The 20,749-nt window shown below is 69.9% G+C and carries 17 protein-coding genes; 12 read left to right on the top strand and 5 right to left on the bottom strand.

Features of this window, described 5'->3' with window-relative positions; translation table 11 throughout:
• Positions 1–258: 258 nt before the first annotated feature.
• From JJ691_RS04330 to JJ691_RS04340, 3 genes are all read right to left on the bottom strand, one after another.
• Positions 259–1,092 (bottom strand): glycoside hydrolase family 16 protein, encoded by an 834-nt coding sequence (locus tag JJ691_RS04330; protein ID WP_211767506.1) that lies wholly within the window; start codon positions 1,090–1,092, stop codon positions 259–261.
• Between the two features lie 203 nt (positions 1,093–1,295).
• Positions 1,296–2,114, bottom strand: coding sequence for a glycoside hydrolase family 16 protein (locus JJ691_RS04335; RefSeq protein WP_211767507.1), 819 nt, complete (start codon positions 2,112–2,114; stop codon positions 1,296–1,298).
• Positions 2,115–2,226: 112 nt separating this feature from the next.
• Entirely contained in the window at positions 2,227–3,453 is a 1,227-nt protein-coding gene (locus JJ691_RS04340; RefSeq protein WP_211767508.1) for an ROK family protein, read from the bottom strand.
• Between the two features lie 619 nt (positions 3,454–4,072).
• Between JJ691_RS04340 and JJ691_RS04345 the strand changes: the two genes are divergently transcribed.
• The 10 genes from JJ691_RS04345 to JJ691_RS04390 all read left to right on the top strand — a co-directional run bounded on the left by JJ691_RS04345 (position 4,073) and on the right by JJ691_RS04390 (position 16,497).
• On the top strand, positions 4,073–5,746 hold the full coding sequence (locus JJ691_RS04345) for an ABC transporter substrate-binding protein (RefSeq protein ID WP_211767509.1): 1,674 nt from the start codon (positions 4,073–4,075) through the stop codon (positions 5,744–5,746).
• Between the two features lies 1 nt (position 5,747).
• Positions 5,748–6,773 carry an ABC transporter ATP-binding protein gene (locus JJ691_RS04350; protein WP_211767510.1) on the top strand — a complete coding sequence of 342 codons (1,026 nt, stop codon included), beginning with the start codon at positions 5,748–5,750 and terminating at the stop codon, positions 6,771–6,773.
• The gene (locus JJ691_RS04355; protein ID WP_211767511.1) at positions 6,770–7,750 is read left to right on the top strand and encodes an ABC transporter permease; all 981 of its coding nucleotides are present in this window, start codon (positions 6,770–6,772) and stop codon (positions 7,748–7,750) included. Before JJ691_RS04350 ends, JJ691_RS04355 begins: the two co-directional genes overlap by 4 nt.
• A 3-nt stretch (positions 7,751–7,753) precedes the next feature.
• Complete coding sequence (locus tag JJ691_RS04360; protein ID WP_249227672.1) at positions 7,754–8,728, top strand: ABC transporter permease; 975 nt, start codon at positions 7,754–7,756, stop codon at positions 8,726–8,728.
• The gene (locus JJ691_RS04365) at positions 8,725–9,723 is read left to right on the top strand and encodes an ABC transporter ATP-binding protein (protein WP_211767512.1); all 999 of its coding nucleotides are present in this window, start codon (positions 8,725–8,727) and stop codon (positions 9,721–9,723) included. Before JJ691_RS04360 ends, JJ691_RS04365 begins: the two co-directional genes overlap by 4 nt.
• Before the next feature lie 28 nt (positions 9,724–9,751).
• Positions 9,752–11,149 carry a GH1 family beta-glucosidase gene (locus tag JJ691_RS04370; protein WP_211767513.1) on the top strand — a complete coding sequence of 466 codons (1,398 nt, stop codon included), beginning with the start codon at positions 9,752–9,754 and terminating at the stop codon, positions 11,147–11,149.
• A 316-nt stretch (positions 11,150–11,465) separates the two neighbouring features.
• Positions 11,466–12,638: a DUF3089 domain-containing protein gene (locus JJ691_RS04375; RefSeq protein WP_211767514.1), complete on the top strand. Its 1,173-nt coding sequence runs from the start codon at positions 11,466–11,468 to the stop codon at positions 12,636–12,638.
• Between the two features lie 73 nt (positions 12,639–12,711).
• On the top strand, positions 12,712–12,990 hold the full coding sequence (locus JJ691_RS04380) for a hypothetical protein (RefSeq protein ID WP_211767515.1): 279 nt from the start codon (positions 12,712–12,714) through the stop codon (positions 12,988–12,990).
• Positions 12,987–13,892, top strand: coding sequence for a methyltransferase family protein (locus JJ691_RS04385; protein WP_211767516.1), 906 nt, complete (start codon positions 12,987–12,989; stop codon positions 13,890–13,892). Before JJ691_RS04380 ends, JJ691_RS04385 begins: the two co-directional genes overlap by 4 nt.
• On the top strand, positions 13,861–16,497 hold the full coding sequence (locus tag JJ691_RS04390) for an ATP-binding protein (RefSeq protein ID WP_211767517.1): 2,637 nt from the start codon (positions 13,861–13,863) through the stop codon (positions 16,495–16,497). The genes JJ691_RS04385 and JJ691_RS04390 overlap by 32 nt, the downstream gene beginning before the upstream one ends.
• Here JJ691_RS04390 and JJ691_RS04395 read toward each other — a convergent pair.
• On the bottom strand, positions 16,463–17,608 hold the full coding sequence (locus JJ691_RS04395; RefSeq protein ID WP_211767518.1) for a YcaO-like family protein: 1,146 nt from the start codon (positions 17,606–17,608) through the stop codon (positions 16,463–16,465). The two genes, JJ691_RS04390 and JJ691_RS04395, sit on opposite strands and share 35 nt — an antisense overlap.
• 428 nt (positions 17,609–18,036) lie before the next feature.
• Between JJ691_RS04395 and JJ691_RS04400 the strand changes: the two genes are divergently transcribed.
• Complete coding sequence (locus tag JJ691_RS04400) at positions 18,037–18,855, top strand: M55 family metallopeptidase (RefSeq protein ID WP_211767519.1); 819 nt, start codon at positions 18,037–18,039, stop codon at positions 18,853–18,855.
• A gap of 187 nt (positions 18,856–19,042) precedes the next feature.
• Positions 19,043–19,528 (top strand): DUF5662 family protein, encoded by a 486-nt coding sequence (locus tag JJ691_RS04405; RefSeq protein ID WP_249227673.1) that lies wholly within the window; start codon positions 19,043–19,045, stop codon positions 19,526–19,528.
• 582 nt (positions 19,529–20,110) lie between these two features.
• Here the strand turns inward: JJ691_RS04405 and JJ691_RS04410 are convergent.
• On the bottom strand, positions 20,111–20,725 hold the full coding sequence (locus JJ691_RS04410; protein WP_211767520.1) for a TetR/AcrR family transcriptional regulator: 615 nt from the start codon (positions 20,723–20,725) through the stop codon (positions 20,111–20,113).
• Positions 20,726–20,749: the final 24 nt, after the last annotated feature.

Raw genomic sequence — 20,749 nt, forward strand, 5'->3', positions numbered from 1 at the left:
GGCGGATCTCGGCAGAGTGCGGCGGTTTTCCTTGCAGGGCTGCGAAATCTGGGCAGGGGTGTGCGGATGTCAACGGGCGCAGGGGATCTGCCCGCCGGCTATGCCGAGTATCGGAGGTATAGACCAGATTTGGCAATGCCTGAGCGACGAGTTTGGCCAAGACTAGGAACAAGTCCCGCGACGTCAAGATCGACTAGGGCGTGGCGAAACCGCCCGGCGCGGGGTGCACGCCGGACGGTTCGCGGAAACCGTTATACGTCAGCCAGTGGTGACATGAACGTAGTCCACGACCAGCTTGGCCGGGAACTTCGTGTTGCCGTCGGGGTCGCCCGGCCAGTAGCCGCCGACCGCCAGGTTGAGGATGAGGAAGAAGCCGTGGTTGAACGCCCAGCTCTTGCCGCCCAGGTCCGCGGGCGTGCGGGTCTCGTAGACATGGCCGTCCACCGACCACTTGATGGAGTTCGGGGCCCAGTCGACGGCGTAGGTGTGGAAGCCGTCGGCGAAGACCGGGCCGTTGTAGGCCGCGCCGATGCCGTTGGAGCCGGAGTAGCCGGGACCGTGGATGGTGCCGTGCACGGTGTTCGGCTCCTTGCCGATGTTCTCCATGATGTCGACCTCGCCGCAGTTGGGCCAGCCGACGCTGCCGATGTTGGTGCCCAGCATCCAGAACGCCGGCCACATGCCCTGGCCGCGCGGGATCTGCATGCGCGCCTCGACGTGGCCGTACTGAGCGGTGAACTTGCCGGAGGTGTTCAGGCGGGCCGAGGTGTACTGGCACGGGCCGTACCAGCAGTTGTGGCCGCCTTCTTTCTTGGCCGTGATCACCAGATGGCCCTGGCCGTCCAGGGCCCCGTTGGCGGCGCCGGCCGTGTACCACTCGCGCTCGTGGTTGTTCACGTTGTCGCCGGTCTCGTACTGCCACTTGCTGCCGTCGGCGGCCGCGCCGGCCGGGCCGTTGAAGTCGTCGGTGAAGGTCGCCGTCAACTGCGGGGCCGCGCTGCTGGTAGCCCCAGATGTCATGCAGGTCAGCACCGCCGCCGCGGCGGCCACAACAGCCACGGTTATCCGGCGGGTACGGGTAAGTGACGTCATTGTCGCCTCCAGGTCGAACCGCGACGCGTCTTGGGAGGCGGCGGCGGCTCACGTGCGGTGAACCGCCCAAAACGCGACGTGCAGGGGTGCTCACACTAGCGAACGGACATAGTTCACGGCTAGATGCAAGGCGTGAGGTAAACCCCTAAAACGACGTCCCGCCCGGTGTGGGGTGCGCGCCGGGCGGGACGAGGGGAACGCGGTCAGCTGGCGTGCACGTAGTCCACGACCAGCTTGGCCGGGAACTGGGTGCCGCCGTCGGGATCGCCCGGCCAGTCACCGCCGATGGCCAGGTTGAGGATGAGGTAGAAGGGGTGGTTGAACACCCACTGCTTGCCGCTCACGTCCTGGGGTGTGCGGGTCACGTAGACCTTGCCGTCCACGGAGAACTTGATGGAGTCCTTGGCCCAGTGCACGGCGTAGGTGTGGAAGCCGTCAGCGAAGACCGGGCCGTTGAAGGGGGCGTTGAGGCCCTGCGCGCCGGAGTAGCCGGGGCCGTGGATGGAGCCGTGCACGGCGTTGGGCTCCTTGCCCACGTTCTCCATGATGTCGATCTCGCCGCAGTTGGGCCACGGGGTGTTGTTGATGTTCGTGCCCAGCATCCAGAACGCTGGCCACATGCCCTGCCCGCGCGGGATCTGCATGCGCACCTCGATGTGCCCGTACTGGGGCGAGAACTTGTCGAACGTGGTGAGCCGGGCCGAGGTGTACTGGCACGGGCCGTACCAGCAGTTGTGGCCGCCCTCCTTCTTGGCGGTGATCACCAGGTGGCCCTGGCCGTCCAGCGCCGCGTTGCGGTTGCCGTCGGTGTACCACTGGCGCTCGTGGTTGTTCACGTTGTCGCCGGTCTGGTAGTTCCACTTGCTGCCGTCGGCGGGGCTGCCGGCCGGGCCGTTGAAGTCGTCGGTGAATCCCGCTGTCACGGCCGGTGCCGCGTGGCCGGTGGTGGCCGTGGCCAGGCCGGTGAGCAGCATGGCCGCCACGGCGACCGCGATACGACGGGATCGGGCAAGTGACGTCATTGTCGCCTCCAGGTCGACTACGACCGGAGCGTAGGAGGCTCCCGGTGACACCCGCCCGGTGTGCCACCCGATCCGTCGGCCAAGACCACCCGCCCTAGCGAAAACCCCGCCGTCAGGCCACGCTGCGCGTCGACTCGCGGGGATCGCCGCCCGCGTCGAGCAGCGCCGCCACCGGAAGTGTCGCCGCGCCAACGGCCACGGCGTCCGGGCCCAGCCGGCACAGCTCGATCGAGGTCTGCTCATACGGGTGGCGCAGCGCGTGCTCGGCGGTGGCCTTCTTGACCACTTCCAGCCACGGCTCGCCCATCGCCAGCCCGGCCCAGCCGCCCATCACGATGCGCTCCGGGTTGAACAGGTTGATCAGGTTGGCGATGCCGGCCCCGAGATAGCCGGCGGTGTCGTCCAGCACCTTGGCCGCGATCTTGGAGTTGTCGGCCGCGGTCACCAGCGCGGCCAGCGCCGCCTGCTCGTCGGTGTCGACCGCGCCCCGGCCGCCGCGAGCCTTGCGGTAGCGGTCGAGGATGCCCTCCGCGCCGACGTAGGCCTCCAGGCAGCCGCGGGCTCCGCAGCGGCACTGCCGGCCGCCGTAGACGATGGTGGTGTGGCCCCACTCGCCGGCGCTGCTGCTGTAGCCGGCGTAGGTCTGGCCGTCGGTGATCACCGCCGCGCCCACCCCGGAGCCGACCAGCACGATCACCGCGTGCCGCGCGCCCCGGCCGGCGCCGAACCACATCTCGGCCTGGCCCTGGGTCTTGGCCCCGTTGTCCAGGAACAGCGGCAGCCGGATGCCCTGGTCGCGCAGCATGGACGGCAGCGGCACCGCGTCCCAGCCGATGGTCTGGGCGTGCACCAGGGTGCGGGTGCCCTTCTCCACCGTGCCGGGCACGCCGATGCCGACGCCGAGCACGCTGCTCTCGGTCACGCCGGCCGCCTCGATCACCTGGCGCAGCCCCTCGGCGGTGCGGGCCACCACTTCGGCCGGGTCCGGCTCCACCGAGTTCAGCGGCAGGTCGGCCGCGGCCAGCCGGGTCATCGACAGGTCGAACAGTTCCACCTTGAGGCCGGTCTCGCCGACGTCGATGCCGACCACGTGCGCGTACTTGGGGTCGACCCGCAGCAGCACCCGGGGCCGGCCGCCGTCGGACTCCACCAGGCCCGCCTCCACGATCAGGCGATCCTCGACCAGCTCGGCGGTCACGTTGCTGACGGTGGCCGCGGACAGGCCGGTGAGCTGGCTCAGCTCGTGCCGGCTCAGCGGCCCGTCGAAGAACAGCTTCGACAGCAGCGTGGACCTGTTGTGGCGGCGAAGATCGCGAACCGTGGTGCGCTTTGGTTCCATGGGGTGCCCATCGACGGTGGGGACGTCTGCGTGACAGGATGCCGGACCGACTAAGTTAGCGCCATAATTTAATACAGCAAGAAACCCGGTCGGGGGACCCCGGCCGACGCGGAAGTCCATGGCCTGTCTCGTCCCCGAGGCTAGCCGACGTTCGCTGTGCCGTTGCCGCGCGTGCCGCGCGGGGCGAGGTCGCTCGAACCCGGTCTCTTCCCTTGTCTCAACTCGATCGATGAACAGTGCCCAGCAGCGCGTTCCGCGCGGGCATCGATCGAGCTGAGCCTGCGGTCCAGAGACCGGCGCGACCTCGCGGATCTTGCATGCCGCTGGGTCGTTCGCCAGCATACGTTGACGGGTTCATGTGACCGAACGTCCCCTGAAGTCGACACGCTGGGTACTGCCGCCGTCGCACACCGTGCGACTAGGCTCACTCTGCCTGCTACGACGTCACCTGCGGGCAACGGCACTGGCCAGGGTTTTTGTTCAAGGCTTAAATTTAGGGTTAATTTTGTGACCGCTCCGTTATTGACGTGAGCTGGGACACGCAGGTTGACTCTGCCGCAACACCGCGCCGTACGGGCGGCGCGCCGTCACACCTCCTCGCAGACGACAAGGAGGACCCATGCGCGTCAGTCGCAGAGTGGTCTTCGCCGTAGCCGGCAGCATCCTGGCAGCCTTCGCCCTCACCGCGTGCGGTGGTGGCGGCTCCACCGCGAGCAGCAACGCGGCCGGCGTGCTCAACGTCGGCATGCCCAACGGGCCCCAGACCGACAACAACAACCCGTTCCTGTCCTCCTCGGCGGGCGCGTCGCTGGGCTACCGGCGGATGATCTTCGAGCCGCTGACCATGTGGAACTCGGCCAAGCCGGCCGACAAGGCCAAGCCGTGGCTGGCCACCGACTGGTCCTGGTCGGCCGACTACAAGACGCTGAACCTGACCACCCGCGACAACGTGAAGTGGTCCGACGGCCAGGCCTTCTCCGCCGACGACGTGGCCTTCACGTTCAACCTGCTGAAGTCCACGCCGGCGCTGAACAACAACGGCATCCAGTTCGGCGACATCACCGCCGCGGGCTCCAACAAGCTGACGGTGACCTTCCCGACGCCGCAGTTCGTCAACCAGGTCAAGATCCTGTCGGACATCCCGATCGTGGCCAAGCACCAGTGGTCCACGATCTCCGACCCGGCCACCGACCCGATCAAGACCCCGGTCGGCACCGGCCCGTACACGCTGAAGTCCTTCACGCCGCAGACGATCACGCTGGACGTGCGCGACTCCTACTGGCAGGACCTGCCGAAGGTGAAGGAGATCCGCTACACCTCCTACACCGACAACAACGCGCAGACCACCGCGCTGGCCACCGGCGCCTGCGAGTGGAGCTTCGTGTTCATCCCGAACTACAAGGCCGTCTACACCAGCAAGGACCCGGCGCACTACCAGATCTACTTCCCGCCGAGCCTGGGCGTGCACGGCCTGTGGTTCAACACCCAGAAGGCGCCGTTCAACGACCCGGCGCTGCGCCAGGCGATCAGCATGGTGATCAACCGGGACGACATCTTCAACCAGGGTGAGGCCGGCTACTTCTACCCGGCGGTGACCAGCCCCACCGGCATCCCGACGCCGGCCGGCGAGTCGTTCATCTCGCCGGACTACAAGGGTCAGACCGTCAAGGTCGACGTGGACGGGGCCAAGGCCAAGCTGACCTCGGCCGGCTACAAGCTGGACGGCACCACGCTGAAGGACAAGGACGGCAAGCCGGTCACGCTGACCCTGACCGACCCGGCCGGCTGGTCCGACTACCAGACCGACCTGGAGATCATCAAGGACAACCTGTCCAAGATCGGCATCGCCGCCACCGTCGACAAGGCCAACCAGGACACCTGGACCAAGGACATCGACACCGGCAACTTCGACGCCGCGATGCACTGGACCGACTCCGGCGCCACCCCGTACCAGATGTACGCCAGCATCATGGACGGCGCGCTGTACAAGCCGGTCGGCACCCCGGGTGTGAACGGCAACTACGGCCGCTTCCAGAACCAGGACGCGACCAACGCGCTCAACACCTACGTGAACGCGACCGACGACGCGTCCCGGAGCACGGCGCTCAACCAGATCCAGAAGATCATGGTGGACCAGATGCCGATGGTGCCGACCTCGGCGGCCAACGTCGGCGGCGAGTACAGCACCAAGAACTGGACCGGGTGGCCGTCCACCAGCGACGAGTACGCCCCCGGGCAGCCCACCCTGATCAACGCCCTCGACATCGTCCTGCACCTGAGGCCGGCCTCCTGACATGACTGACAAGACCGGTGAGGTCGTCCTGGAAGTAGACGGTCTCAGCAAGCACTTCCCGGTGCGCAGGAAAGGCCGGGAGCTACTGACCCGCAAGGCACGCAGCGTGCACGCGGTCGACGACGTCAGCTTCACGCTGCGCCGCGGCCACGTCACGGCGATGGTGGGCGAGTCCGGTTCGGGCAAGTCCACCGTCGCCAGACTGCTGGCCCAGCTGCACCACCCGACCTCGGGCCAGATCCGGCTGCACGGCGAGCCGGTGAACGTCAGAAGCGGGCGCCGGTTCCGGGAGTACGTCCGGCGGGTGCAGATGATCTTCCAGGACCCCTTCGGCTCCCTGAATCCCGTGCACACGGTGCGCTACCACCTGACCAGGTCGCTGCGCATCCACGGCAACGACAACGGGAACATCGAGGAAGCCCTGCGTGAGCTGCTGACCCGGGTGCAGCTCACGCCGCCGGAGCGCTACATCGACAAGTTCCCGCACGAGCTGTCCGGCGGGCAGCGCCAGCGCGTGGCCATCGCCCGCGCGCTCGGCGCCAACCCGGAGGCCCTGCTGGCCGACGAGCCGGTGTCCATGTTGGACGTCTCCATCCGGCTCGGCGTGCTGAACCTGTTGCGGGACCTGAAGGAACGCCTGAACCTGGCGATCCTGTACATCACGCACGACATCGCGTCGGCCCGCTACTTCGCCGACGACACGGTGGTCATGTACGCGGGCCGGATGGTGGAGGGCGGCGACAGCGAGACCGTCACCCAGAATCCGGCCCACCCGTACACCCAGCTGCTGATCGACTCCGCTCCCGACCCCGACCGGCCCGCCCGGGCCGACGAGGTCGGGGGCGAGCCGCCCAGCCTGATCCGGCCGCCGCAGGGCTGCCGGTTCAACCCGCGCTGTCCGCACGTGATGGAGCGGTGCAAGACCGATCTCCCGCCGCGGCTGGAGATCGGCGACAAGCCGGGGCACTGGGCCGCGTGCTGGCTGTTCGCGGACCAGCCCGTGGCGAGCGGGGAGGCGGCCGGATGAGCTACCTCCTGCGCAGGATCGTGTTCTACGTCTTCACCGCGTGGGCCGCGATCACCATCAACTTCTTCATCCCGCGGCTGATCCCCGGCGACCCGGTGCAGGCCCTGATCTCCAAGGAGCGGGGCCAGCTCAACGCCGACGCCATCCACTCGCTGTACGTCCTGTTCGGACTGGACAAGCAGCAGCCGCTGTGGCAGCAGTACTTCGACTACTGGGGCCAGCTGTTCCGCGGCGACCTCGGCCTGTCGTTCACGTTCTTCCCGACGCCGGTGTCCGAGGTGATCAGCTCCAGCCTGCCGTGGACGCTGGCCCTGGTCGGCATCACCACCGTGGTCAGCTTCATGATCGGCACCGGCCTGGGCGTGCTGGCCGGTTGGCGCCGGGGCAGCTGGGTGGACCTGGTGCTGCCGGTGACCACCTTCCTGTCCTCGGTGCCGTACTTCTGGTTCGGCCTGATCATGATCGAGCTGCTGGCCGGCCCGAACAGCATCTTCCCGTCCTCCGGCGGCTACGACCCGGGTGTGACGCCGGGCTTCACGCCCGAGTTCATCGGCAGCGCGGTGCAGCACAGCCTGTTGCCGGCGCTGACCATCCTGATCTCGTCGATGAGCGGCTGGATCCTGAGCATGCGCAACATGATGGTGACGGTGTCCTCGGAGGACTACATCACCGTCGCGCACGCCAAGGGCCTGTCCGACCGCCGGGTGATGCTCAGCTACGCCGCCCGCAACGCGTTGCTGCCCAACGTGTCCGGCTTCGCGCTGTCGCTGGGCCTGATCGTCGGCGGCACCCTGCTGGTGGAGATCGTGTTCTCCTACCCGGGCGTCGGCTTCCAGCTGTTCCAGGCGGTCGGGGCCAAGGACTACCCGCTGATGCAGGGCATCTTCCTGATCATCACGCTGTCCGTGCTCGCCGCCAACTTCATCGCCGACCTGGCCTACCTGGTGCTCGATCCGCGCACCCGCAAGGAGGGCTGAGCCGTGGCCATCTCGACCGTCGACCTGCAGACCGCCGCCGGGGAGTCCGCGCCGAGCCCGAAGCCGGCCCGGCGGCAGAAGTTCCGGTTCATCAGCAACGGCAAGACGCTGACCGGTCTGATCATCCTCGGCTTCTACGTGCTGCTGGCCATCTTCGGCCCGATGCTGGCGCCCTACGACCCGGACGCCCGCGGCAGCGACCTGATCGCCGCGCCCTCGTCCGCGCACTGGTTCGGCACCACCCACCTGGGCCAGGACATCTTCAGCCAGGTGCTGTCCGGCGCCCGCGGCGTGGTCTACGTGGGCCTGCTGGCCGGCGTGGTGGCCACCGCGCTGGCCGTGATCATCGGCGTCAGCTCCGGCTACCTGGCCAACACCGGCGGCGAGGCGCTGTCCGCGCTGTCCAACGTGTTCCTGGTGATCCCGGCGCTGCCGCTGATCATCATCGTGGCCTCGATCCTGCCCTCGGTCAGCAACACCACGATCGGCCTGGTGATCGGCCTGACCTCGTGGGCCTGGGGCGCCCGGGTGCTGCGCGCGCAGACACTGTCGTTGCGCGGCAGGGACTATGTGGACGCGGCCAAGGCGACCGGCGAGAAGACCTGGCGCATCATCTTCTTCGAGCTGCTGCCCAACCTGACCGCGATCATCGCCTCCAGCTTCGTCGGCACGGTGATCTTCGCCGTGCTCTCGGAGATCACGCTGGCCTTCATCGGCGTCTCCGACCCGTCCGACTGGAACTGGGGCACCATCCTGTTCTGGGCGCAGAGCCAGCAGGCGCTGGCCCAGGGCGCGTGGTGGTGGTTCGTGCCGGCCGGCCTGGCCATCGCCGTGCTGGGCACCGCGCTGTCGCTGCTCAACTTCGGCATCGACGAGATCGTCAACCCCCGGCTGCGCAACTCCGGCCGGATCAAGGGCAAGTCGGTGCGCATGCGGATCGGCTTCACGCCGGTGCTCGGGAAGGACAACAACCGGTGACTGGCGAACCACTGCTGGAGATCAAGAACCTCGACGTCGACTACGGTCTCGGCGACGAGGCCGTGCGCGCGGTCAGCGACGTCACGCTGACCCTGCACCGCGGCGAGGTGCTGGGCCTGGCCGGGGAGAGCGGCAGCGGCAAGTCCACGCTGGCCTACGGCATGACCCGGCTGCTGCCCCCGCCCGGCGTGGTGGCCGGCGGCAGCGTGGTCTACCACGACCCCGAGCGCGGGCCCTACGACGTGCTCGAACTGTCCAATGAGGAGCTTCGCCGGTTCCGCTGGGCCGAGACGTCGATCGTGTTCCAGGGCGCGATGAACTCGCTCAACCCGGTGCACCGGATCGGCACCCAGCTCACCGACGTGATCAAGGCGCACGACCCCAAGGGCAGCCCGCACGCGCGGCTGGCCCGGGCCCGTGAGCTGCTGACCCTGGTCGGCATCCCGACCGACCGGATGGACAGCTACCCGCACCAGCTGTCCGGCGGCATGCGCCAGCGCGTGATGATCGGCATGGCCTTGGCCCTGGAGCCGAAGATCGTCATCATGGACGAGCCGACCACCGCGCTGGACGTGGTGATGCAGCGGCAGATCCTGGGCGAGCTGGTGCAGCTGCGGGAGCGGCTGGGCTTCTCGGTGCTGTTCATCACCCACGACCTGTCGCTGCTGGTGGAGTTCTCCGACCGGATCGCCATCATGTACGGCGGCCGGATCGTGGAGGAGGCTCCGGCCAAGGAGATCTACACCAACTCGTTCCACCCCTACAGTGCCGGACTGCTCGGCTCCTTCCCCGCGCTGCGCGGGCCGAAGCGGGAGCTGACGGGCATTCCGGGGTCGCCGCCGGACCTGCGGGCGATGCCGACCGGGTGCGCTTTCCACCCGCGGTGCCCGAAATCCTTCGAGCCGTGCGCACAGGACCTGCCCGTGCTCGGAGTGCCCGACGCCCCCGGCGGGTCGGACAGAAGCGTGGCCTGCTGGCTGCACCCCGTCCGCTGACCCGCGTACCCACACTGGAGGAGAATCGATGGAATCCACTGCCGCCGCGGTCGAGGCCGACCTCATCGGCCGCCTGCCGGCCGACTTCCGTTGGGGCGTGGCCACTTCCGCGTACCAGATCGAGGGCGCCGTGGACGAGGACGGCCGCACGCCGTCCATCTGGGACACCTACTGCCGCACGCCCGGCATGGTGCACAACGGCGAGAACGGCGACGTGGCCTGCGACCACTACCACCGGATGCCCGAGGACGTCGCGCTGATCAAGGAACTCGGCGTGGACACCTACCGGTTCTCCGTGGCGTGGCCCCGGGTCCAGCCCCGCGGGACCGGTCCGGTCAACGAGAAGGGCCTGGCCTTCTACGACCGGCTCGTCGACGAGCTGCTGGGCCAGGGCATCGACCCGTGGGTCACGCTCTACCACTGGGACCTGCCGCAGGAGCTCGAGGACGCCGGCGGCTGGCCGGTGCGGGACACCGCCTACCGGTTCGCCGACTACGCGATGATGGTGTTCGACAAGCTCCAGGACCGGGTGCGGATCTGGACCACCCTGAACGAGCCGTGGTGCACCGCCATGCTCGGCTACTCCGAGGGCCGCCAGGCGCCGGGCCGGCAGGAGTTCCCGGCCGCCATCGCCGCCGTGCACCACCTGCTGCTCGGGCACGGCCTGGCCACGCAGCGGATGCGGGAGGCGGCCACCTCGCCCATCGAGCTCGGCATCACCCTGAACATGGGCTCGTCCTACCCGGCCACCGACAGCGCCGCCGACCGCGAGGCCGCCCGCCGGGCCGACGGCCTGGGGGCCCGGATCTACCTGGACCCGCTGCGCTACGGCCGTTACCCCAAGGACGTCGTCGCCGACCTGCTCCAGCAGGGCGTGGAGATCCCGGTGCAGGACGGCGACCTGGAGATCATCTCCGCGCCGCTGGACGTGCTGGGCGTGAACTACTACTCCAGCCACCGCTACTCCGGCGTCGACGAGAACGGCTCCAGCCGCGACGCCAACGGCCGGCCGGTGACCCGGCAGGTCATGTCCGGGCTGCCGGTCACCGACATGGGGTGGGAGATCGTCCCCGCCGGCTTCACCGACCTGTTGGTGCGCCTCGGCCGCGACTACCCCGGCCTGCCGATGGTGATCACCGAGAACGGCGCGGCCTACGCCGACGAGCCCGACGCCGACGACTACGTGCAGGACGACGACCGGGTGGCGTACTTCCAGTCCCACATCGGCGCCGTCGCCGCCGCCCGCGAGGCCGGCGCCGACGTCCGCGGCTACTTCGCCTGGTCGCTCATGGACAACTTCGAGTGGTCCTACGGCTACGCCAAGCGGTTCGGCATCGTCCGGGTCGACTACGAGACCCAGCAGCGAACCCTCAAGGCCAGCGCCCTGTGGTACCGCGACACGATCCGGCGGGTCCGCGGCGCGTAACAGTCTCTGGGCACGCGGCGGCGCGTGCTCCAGGGGGCCGGGTGCGGTGGTGGCGGCCGCCGCACCCGGGTACACCCAGTGACATGGCGCCGCCTTCGGCGTCGTGGCTCGGCCCCCGGGTAGCCGATGCCTCGCCCTTGCCGGATTTCGCCCGCCGCATCCAGCTCAGTGGTGGGGCGCGTCGGGTGGCGGCGGGCGAAATCCGCCAACCGTGCGAAGCATCGGCGGGGCCTCGCACTCTCCTGCGTTAGCGGTTTATCCGCCGATCGGGGGAGGGTGGGGGCTGAGTGGCGGAGTGACCTGCTCTACTTCTCCCATGCTCTGGGGATCCCTCGCGGCCGCCGTCACGTTGACGGCGAGCCTGGTCGGGCCGGCCGACGCGCTGCCGGCGCCGGTGTGGCTGTGCCACGACAGCTGTGGCCCGACGACGGCTACGTACCCGGTCAGCCACGACCAAGTACCCCTCGACACCACGGACGTGACGGGCGGCCCGGGCGTGGCGACGGGGCCGGGCGTCGACTGCTTCTACGTCTACCCGACGGTGGACACCCTGCCGAACCTGGTCCCGGCGGCGTCGGACGAGGAGTTCGCGCAGGCCATCGCGCAGATGGGGATGCTGCTGCCGCACTGCCGGATCTTCGCCCCGGTGTACCGCCAGCGGACGCTGCCGGAGCTGGCCCTGTCCATGATCACCAAGATCCCGCCGGACTACTCGACCGGCATCAGCGACGTGGAGCAGGCCTTCCAGCACTACTGGGACCACGACAACACGGATCCGGCGACGGGCCGGCGCAGGGGAGTGGTGCTGCTGGGCCACTCGCAGGGGTCGGCGGTGCTGACGGCGCTGATCCAGCACAAGTTCGACGGCAACCCGGAGATGACCAAGCAGCTCGTCTCGGCGATCCTGCTCGGCGGGCACATCGTGGTCCCGACGGGGCGGCCGGACGGCGGAGGCAGCGACCCGAAGGCGACGTTCCAGCACGTGCCGGCCTGCCAGCACGCCACCGACACGGCCTGCGTGGTGGCCTATTCGAGCTTCAAGCCCGGCGGCCAGACGCCGGGCAGCGACGCGGACATCGTGCGGGTGGCCGGCGACCCGAGTCACCAGGTGCTGTGCGTGAACCCGGCGGCCCTGCTGACCAACGCCCAGGGACCGGTGCCACTGGACACCGTCCTGTACACGCGGGAACTGGTCGGCGGCAACGATCTCAACCCGTACGGCCGGATCAGTGGCCTCGGGCAGTCGCTGACGGTGCCGAACTACCCGACCGGCTTCGCCCGCTACTACGGCACGCTGACCGGCCAGTGCAAGCAGGCGACCGACAGCAACGGCACGGTGTCGTGGCTGGACATCGTCGGCGGCGACAACCTGGTCGGCCCGCCGCAGGCCAACTTCTACGGCCTGCACGCGCTGGACTTCAACCTCGCCGCGGGCGACCTCGGCACCCTGATCGCCAAGCAGGCGGCGGCCTGGTCGGCGGGTACGTAACTTCGCTGCCCGGCCCCGATTACGTACCGGATCGCATTGTCGCGTTCACCCGGACGCCGCCAGCATTGCCGGCATGGGGACGAAGCAGGACGTTGTCCGGCAGGCGGAGAGCTGCTGGGGCATTTCGCACGCCGAGCGCCACCGGGCGGACGCCGTGGAGATCACGGAACGGGCGGTGGCGGCGCTGCGGGAGCGGGCCGCCGCCGAGCCGGACAACGCCGACCACGAGCAGAAGCTGTCCTGGGCGCTGATCAACCTGGCCCAGCTGCACTCGGCTCGCCGCGAGCACGCCAAGGCCGACGCGGCGGCGCTGGAGAGCGTCGCGATCCTGCGCCGGATGCTGGCCCGATGACCGCCGCGCTGTTGGGCCTGCACCGCGCCGCGGCCACTCTTTCGGCCTATTCGGCGGCGGTGCAGCTGGGCCTGATCGACCACATCGACCGCACCCCGGCCAGCGTCGAGGACCTGGCGATGACGTGCGGGGCAAGCGTTCGCGGAGTGCGAGTGGTGCTCGCGACGCTGGCCGACAGCGGCCTGGTGCAGCGCCGCGCCGACGGCCGCTACGAGCCGGCGACCCCGGGGCTGGCCGGGGTGCACCCACTGCTGCCTTGGCGGGACCAGGTGACCGACTCGGTGCGCACCGGCCTGCCGGCCCGCGAGGCCGAGCGCGACGTGATCACCGGGCTGCTGCACGGGATGCGCGCCGACGTGGTCACCGAGCTGCCGGCCGCCCGGCGTGCGCTGGACGTCAGCGTGGACGGGGCACCCTGCGGCGCGGCGCTGGCTGCCCGCGACCCGAAGTGCCGCGTCAGCCTGCTGGACGTGCCGGCCAATCGACGGACCGACTGGTCGCCGCAGTTCGATTTCCTGCCCGGCGGCCTGTTCGACGCCCGCCCGGTGGCCGGCGAGTACGACCTGGTGGTGCTGCCCGGCGTCTGCCATCTGCTGGACGGCGCCGCCGCCGCCGAGCTGATCCGACGGCTGGCCCCGGCGCTGCGCTCCGGCGGCACGCTGGCGGTGATCGACACGCTGGCCGGCTCGCAGGGCGCGGCCACCCACGAGCTGTCCCTGCTGCTGCGCACCCGCGGCGGCGCCATCCACGACCCGGCCGACTACCGCCGCTGGCTGGCGGGGGCCGGCCCGCGTCGACGTGGGCCGGCTGCCGGCGCTCACCGTGCTGACCGGGCTCAAGCCCTAGTCCGATTGGTGCATACTCTGCCGCGTGGAGTCGAGGCTGGTTGGCCGGCATCGTGAGCTGGGGATCGTCGACCGGGCGATCGACGCGGTCCAAGGCGGCGACGGCCGCGTGCTGCTGGTGTCCGGCCAGGCCGGCATCGGCAAGTCGCGGCTGGCGATCAGCGCGCTGCACAAGGCCAAGGACCATGGCTTCGCGGTGCTGATGGGCTCGTCCAGCCCGTTGCAGGCCGGCCTGGCCTACGCCCCGGTGGTGGAGGCGCTGCGCCGTCACCTGGGCTCGCTCCCCGAGCCGGAGTCGGCACGGCTGCTGGACGGCCTGCACGACATAGCCGGCCTGATCGCCGATCCTCGCCTGTCGCCGGCCCCGCTGTCCGGTGATCCGGAGCTGGAGCGGACCCGGATGTTCGAGGCCGTGCTGCGCCTGACGGGGCGGATCACCGCCAGGCGGCCGGCACTGTTCGTTGTGGACGATCTGCACTGGGCCGACCGCGGCACGATCGAGCTGCTGCACCACCTGAGCCGGGGGAGCCGCCGCCGGCTGCTGCTGTGGTTCGGCTACCGCAGCGCCGAGCCGGGCGGCCCGCTCGCGGCGTTGGCGATGACAGTGCGACGCGACGACTCCTCGGTCGAGATGGCGTTGGAACCGTTGTCGGACAACGCGGTCGGCGAACTGGTCGGCGACCTGCTCGGCACGCGGCCGCAGGACGACGTGCTGCGCAAGGTGACCGCCCGCGCCCAGGGCGTGCCGCTGTTCGTCACGGCGCTGGTCGGCGGCGGGGCGCTCCGGGACGCCGCCGGGCTGCCGGTGATCGTCCGTGACGTGGTGCTGGATCGCTTGCAGCGTTTGGACGATCGGGCCCGGCGGCTGCTGGAGCTGATCGCCGTGGCCGGGGCCGGCGGCTCGCCGCGGCTGCTGCGCGCGGTGTGGGCCGAGGACGGATTCGACGCCGTGCTGCGGAAGTTGTTCGACCAGGGCCTGATCGAGGAGCTGGTGGACGGCCCTGCCCAAAGCTTCTCGGCACTGACCTACCGGGTGGCGCATCCGCTGTACGCCGAGGTCGCCTACGCGGAACTCACGGTGGGACAACGACGTTCGCTGCACGCGGCGATCGCCGCCGAGCTGGGCCCGGCCGACGTGCTGGAGGCCGCGCCGCACTACCGCGACGCCGGCGACATGGTCGACCCGGTCCGGGCGAGCGAAGTCCTTGGCGCGGCTGGGAAACGCGCGCTGGACGTGCACGACGCGCACGAGGCCGTCAACTATCTCAGCGTGGCGCTGAACCACGCGAAGGCCGCCGGGCGCGCTGACCTGGTGCCGGACCTGATGACCGACCTGGCCTTCGCGTTGCAGGCCAGCGGCCGCCTCGACGACGCCGCCTTGATGTGGGACGACGCGGACTCCATCGCGCAGAGCGCGGGCGACACGCTGCGCCAGCGGCTGCTCGGCTACTACCGGTCGATGCTGGAGGCTGAGCGCGGCCATCCGGCGGAGCTGCCCCGGCCGGTGCCGTTCGACGACGACGACCCGCCGATCGGGCTGATGGTGCACTGGCTGGTGGCGGTCCGGGCCGGCGACACGGCCACGATGTGGCAGGCGCTGGACCAGATGATCAACCTGGCCCGGCTCCGGGACGACGACCTGGCCCGGTCGGTCGCGCACTTCGGCGCGGGCATGGTGGCCCGCCTCGGCCTCGACTACGCCGGTGCGCACACCCAGAACCTGATCGCCCTGGAGACGGCCGAGCTCGCCCCGCCCGATGTGCGCGACCAGTACACGTACACGCCGCGACTGCTGGCGCCGAGCCTGGCGCTGCTCCGCGGCGATCCCGCGGGCGGGGTGCGGGCCGCCGACAATCCGGGAGCCGTGTCGGTGCAGGTCTTTCTGCCGAGCGCGGTGCACTATGTCGCCTACGTGAGGACTTTCGCGCTGTTCGCGGCCGGCGACCTGCCCGGGGCGCTGGCCGTCGCCGACGAGAGCCTGGCGCTGGCCGAGCGGGTGGTCGGGCAGGACCGGCTGGTCGGCCGGGCGCTGGCCGCCCGCGCGTTCCTGTTGGTGGAGAACGGCGATCTGGCCCGTGCCGAGCGGGACCTCAAGGACGCGCGGGCCGACTACGACACCACGTACGACGACTTCGTGCTGGCGGTCGACCTCGCCGAGCTCGCCTACGCGCTGCGCACCGGCGCGGCCGTCGACGACTCGGCTTTCCTCCCGCACCGGCCGCTGCGCGACCTCACCGTCGACTGGCTACGGGTCGCCTACTCCGGCTACCTGGCCGTCGCACGCAAGAATCACGCTGTGGCGCAACAGGTTCTGGACGACCTGCGCAACGGCGCCAAGACCTCGCCGTTCCTCGACGCGCTGGCCGTCCGGCAGGAAGGGCTGATGCTGGACGACCCCGAGCGGCTCGACCGGGCCGCCGCGCGGCTGGCGGCGATGGGCGCCCCGCTGCCCGTGCCGAAACCGGGCACACCGCCGTTGAGCAAGCGGGAACGGGAGATCGTGCGGCTGGTCGGCGCGGGGCTGACCAACGGGCAGATCGCCGAGCGGCTGTTCCTCAGCGAGCGCACCATCGAGACGCACCTGCACAACAGCTACAAGAAGCTGCGGCTGACCACCCGCCCGGCGCTCACCCGGTGGGCGCTTGAGCACGCCGGCGACTGACCCGCAGCCGCCGGCCGTCGGTCGACCGCTCCAGCCCCGGCACGAACACGTTCACCACGGCCAGGTTCCTGGTCCCGTACTGCTCCCGCGCGTACGGGGTGAATCCCTTGTCGCGCAACATGTTCACCAGCAGGTCCAGGTGTTCGCGGGGCGTGGTCGGCTGCTTGGTCTCGTCGAAGCCGACCTCCGCCGCGTCCGGCAGCCGGTCGGTGAAGTCGGGAATCGGCCGGGTGACGGGGGCGCTCTGGCCCTGGATCAGCTCGGTCAGGGCCCGGGCCGCCGCGACCCGGCTGCCCAGCGCCGCCGCGCTGCCGGCCGCTGCCGGCCGTTCGCCCGAAGCCGGCGCCTGGTACGCGTAGAAGGCCGGCACGTCCAGGTCGGAGGTCATGTCGATCAGGTGCACGGAGCGTCCCGACCGGTCGGCCGCGGTGACCAGCAGCTCGGCCAGGTCCGCCGGCAGCGCCGCCGGGTCGACCACCCGTAGCGGTCGGGAGCGGTCGGCCAGCAGCTGGGCCAGCGCGTCCCGCTCGATCGTCTCGTTGACCGCGTGCACCAGCGCCTCGGCGGCGTACGCGCCGGCGGCCCAGCCGACCGCCTCGATGCGGGGGTCGGCCGCGGTGTAGTCGTAGAAGTCCTCGACGGTGAAGCGGGCCGACTCCCCGGATTCCCCGCGGTAGTCCGGGATGGTCAGGAACACCGGCACGTGCGCGTCGGCGCTGCCGTCCAGCGCCTCGTAGCGGACGCAGCCCAGTTCGCGGGCCGGGCCGTCGGCGAGCTGGGCGATCAGCGGGTCCGCGGCCAGCGGGCCGTGCGCCACCTCGTGCGCGTCGTGCAGGCGGACCTGCCGGTTGCGCAGGCCGTCCAGGCCGCACAGGTAGTGCTCCAGGGCCTCGAACAGCGCCCCGACCTTGGCCGTCTCCGGGTCGCCGTGGCCGAGGCCGTCGGCCGCCTGCACCTTCACGCAGCCGTACCGCAGCGTGCACTGCCAGCTGCCCGGGTTCGCGTCCAGCAGGGGAGTGAAGTCCGGGCTCAGGCCCAGCTCCCCGGCGGCGGCCAGGCCACGCGCGAGCGCGGCGTCGAGGGGCAGACCCCGTTCGGCCGGTACCGGCATCACGTGCAACGTCAACTCCGTCCTGCTGGATGCGCCCCCCTGGGTACGCAGTGCAGGAGCGGCGGGGGCGGTTCCAGATACGCCCACGCTGACATCCGTGCCGACTTTTTCCAAGGTGTGTACTAAGCCCTGCTCAGCTTTTGGGTCGAACGGGCAGTGGTTGGCCTCCCTCCCGGACAGATCGCCACACTTGACCAACTGGTTGGTCAGACAACGAGATCCGGTCTCAGATCACCAGGTCAGAGCCGTTACAACTGGTTGACCCGCCCCTTGTCAACTCTGGCCGAGTCCGTGTCCGCCACACGGAGAAGATTGTGTCGTCAAACAGTTGCCGTATGCACGGCTGATTCGCCACTGAGCGCCACATCCAGCCGGCCGAGGCACCATGGGCTTGGGTGGCCGGCGATCGACGGAGAGGTGTGGTCAACGTGCGAGTGCTCGTCTCGGTCGACATGGAGGGCATCGCCGGGGTGGTCCACAGCGATGACATCCAACCAGGTCATCGCGAGTACGAGCGCAACCGCGCGCTGCTGACCGCGGAGGCCAATGCCGCGGTGCGGGGCGTCTACGCCTATGCGGCGGACGCGCAGGTGCTGGTCGCTGACGCGCACGCACAATTCCGGAACCTGTTGCCCGAGCTGCTGAACCAGCGGGCCGAACTGCTGCGGGGGACGCCCAGGCCCAACGGGATGCTGGCCGGGCTCGACGCCGACATCGACGCCGTGTTGTTCGTCGGCTACCACGGCAAGGCCGGCGCGGCCCGTTCGGTTCTGGCGCACACTGTTTCCGGCCGGGTCATTGCCGATGTGCGTTGCGATGGTTCGTCCCTCGGCGAACTCGGCCTCAACGCCGCGCTGGCCGCTCACTACGGGGTGCCGTCGGTTCTGGTCAGCGGCGACGACACCGTTGCCGCCGAGGCGGTCGAGGTGGCGGCGGGTATGCGCTGTGTGGTGGTCAAGCGGGCGCTCGGCGCCCGCGCGGCGAGGATGATCCATCCCGAGGAGGCGTGCCGGCGAATCGAGCTCGAGGTGCCGCTGGCGCTGGCCGACCGGGCCGCCGTGCGCGCACGGCGGTTCGAGGGCCTGGTGCGGCTGGAGGTCCAGGTGCATCGGCCGTACATGGCCGAACACGCCCTGCTGGTGCCCGGCATGGAACGCGTAGACGGATGCACTTTGCGCTACGAAGCGCCGGACTTCCCGACCGCGTACAACATCGTCGAGCTCATCGCCGTTCTCGGCTCACTGTGATCGTGCCGAGGACGACGGCGCGGGGCGTGGCGGGCCACGAGTGAGACGCGCTGGGCCGTGGTGGGACTGCCGACGCGGGCGTTCCCCGGATCAGGTGCAGACCGCACACTTGATCCTGCGCGTTGGGAATCGCATCACGGGCGTCCTGGCCAATGGCTGAGGAGGCCCACATCAGGGGGTACATGACATGTCGTACGACTCCACGCCAGACACTCTTTGGCACAGCCTGCGAGTCGCCGAGCTGATGGGCGAGCTGATCAAGGAGTTGCTCGACCGGTCGGTCCGACACGACCTGAGCAAGACCCGCGAGCCGGAGCGGGCCGTCTACGACGAGGTCGTGCCGCAACTGCGCGCCACGACCTACGGCAGCGTGGAGTACCGGACCCTGGTCGACGCGATGGGCGAGGGGCTGCGACACCATTACGCGCACAACCGTCATCATCCGGAGCACTTTCCCGACGGAATCAACGGCATGACCTTGGTCGACCTGCTTGAGATGCTGGCGGACTGGAAGGCGGCCACCGAACGTGCCTCGCACGGTGACCTCGCCGACAGCCTGACGATCAACCGCGAACGGTTCGGTATCGCACCACAGCTGATGGACATCCTGGCGAACACCGCTCGCCACTTCGGGTGGCTGGCCACGGAGCCAGACCGAAACGCAGCGCCATGACAACGGCGTGGCCGCCGAGATCGCCAGTAGCCACATCATCGACGAGGCGTCCGAACACTCTCTCACGCCGCCGAGAGGTGGTTGCTCGCTCATACCGATGACCGCCCGTACGTCGAGGTAGGGGCCACCTACGCTGTTGGCATGACCGAGATCGGTTCGAGGGCACGCAGGCTGCCCGCACCTCCATTCGTCGTCTGGGGGTCGCTCACGGAGCCGCACCGGCCAGGAACACGGCCCTGGCTCAACTTGCTGCCCGACGAAGTCGAACCCAGAGTCCTGGAGGCAGACAAGCCCAACCGCGTCGTGTGGTCATCCCTTTGGCCAGGCAGACCCAACGACCAGGTGCACTTGGAGCTGACGGCTGCTCGGGGCGGAGAGACCTCGCTGACGTTCACCTTGGTCACCCCTGACGAAGCCCCTGACCAGAGCAAAACCGGCCACCTTCGGCGGAGGCTCAACCAACTGCTCTTCGCTGACCTTCGTTACTCCTACGGCCAGTGACCGCCGCAACTCCCGGACATCGGCACATGCCGCGTTCAGTGCTGACCTTGGCCTCGGAGGGGTCGCCGATGGTGGTGCATTTCAGGTCAACTCGCCGGCACTGTTTTGCTCGCGCAGGCTGTCGCCTGAGTACGACCGGCGGAGCCCGTCCAACACGAGGGTGATGACACCGTCGGCCTCGGCCCGCCACCCGGGGCGGTCATGGGCCGCACCGATGCCGTGCAGCGCCATCATCACGGCACCGGCACTCACGTCGTCGCGGACGGCGCCGTCCTTCACGGCGGCGGCCACCAGGTCGGTGACAGCCTGCTCCAGCGCCCGGCTGCCCTCGGCGAGGGCACTCGAGCGATCGGCCATGAGCGTGGCCAGCGTCCGGGCCAGGCCCTGGTGGGCGTCCATGTGGTCGACCATGCCGCGCAGAAAGGCCGCCAACGCCTCCGCCGCGGGCAGCGTGGCCTGTAGCTGGCGGGCGCGGTCGCACAGCGTGGCGACTTCCCCGTGGTAGACCGCCTCGGCCAGCGCCTCCCGGGTGGGGAAGTGGCGGTACAGCGTGCCGGTGCCCACCCCGGCCAGGCGGGCGAAGTCGTCGAAGCGCAGGTCGAAGAAGTCGCCGGCGTCGAAGACCTCCCGGGCTGTGGCGAGCAGGGCCTCGCGCTTGCGTTGGGCGTCGGCCCGCAGTGGCTTGTCGGCGGTCATGCGCTGCCTCCTGTTGACAAATGG

Source organism: Kutzneria sp. CA-103260 (genome assembly GCF_018263855.1).
GTDB lineage: Bacteria > Actinomycetota > Actinomycetes > Mycobacteriales > Pseudonocardiaceae > Kutzneria.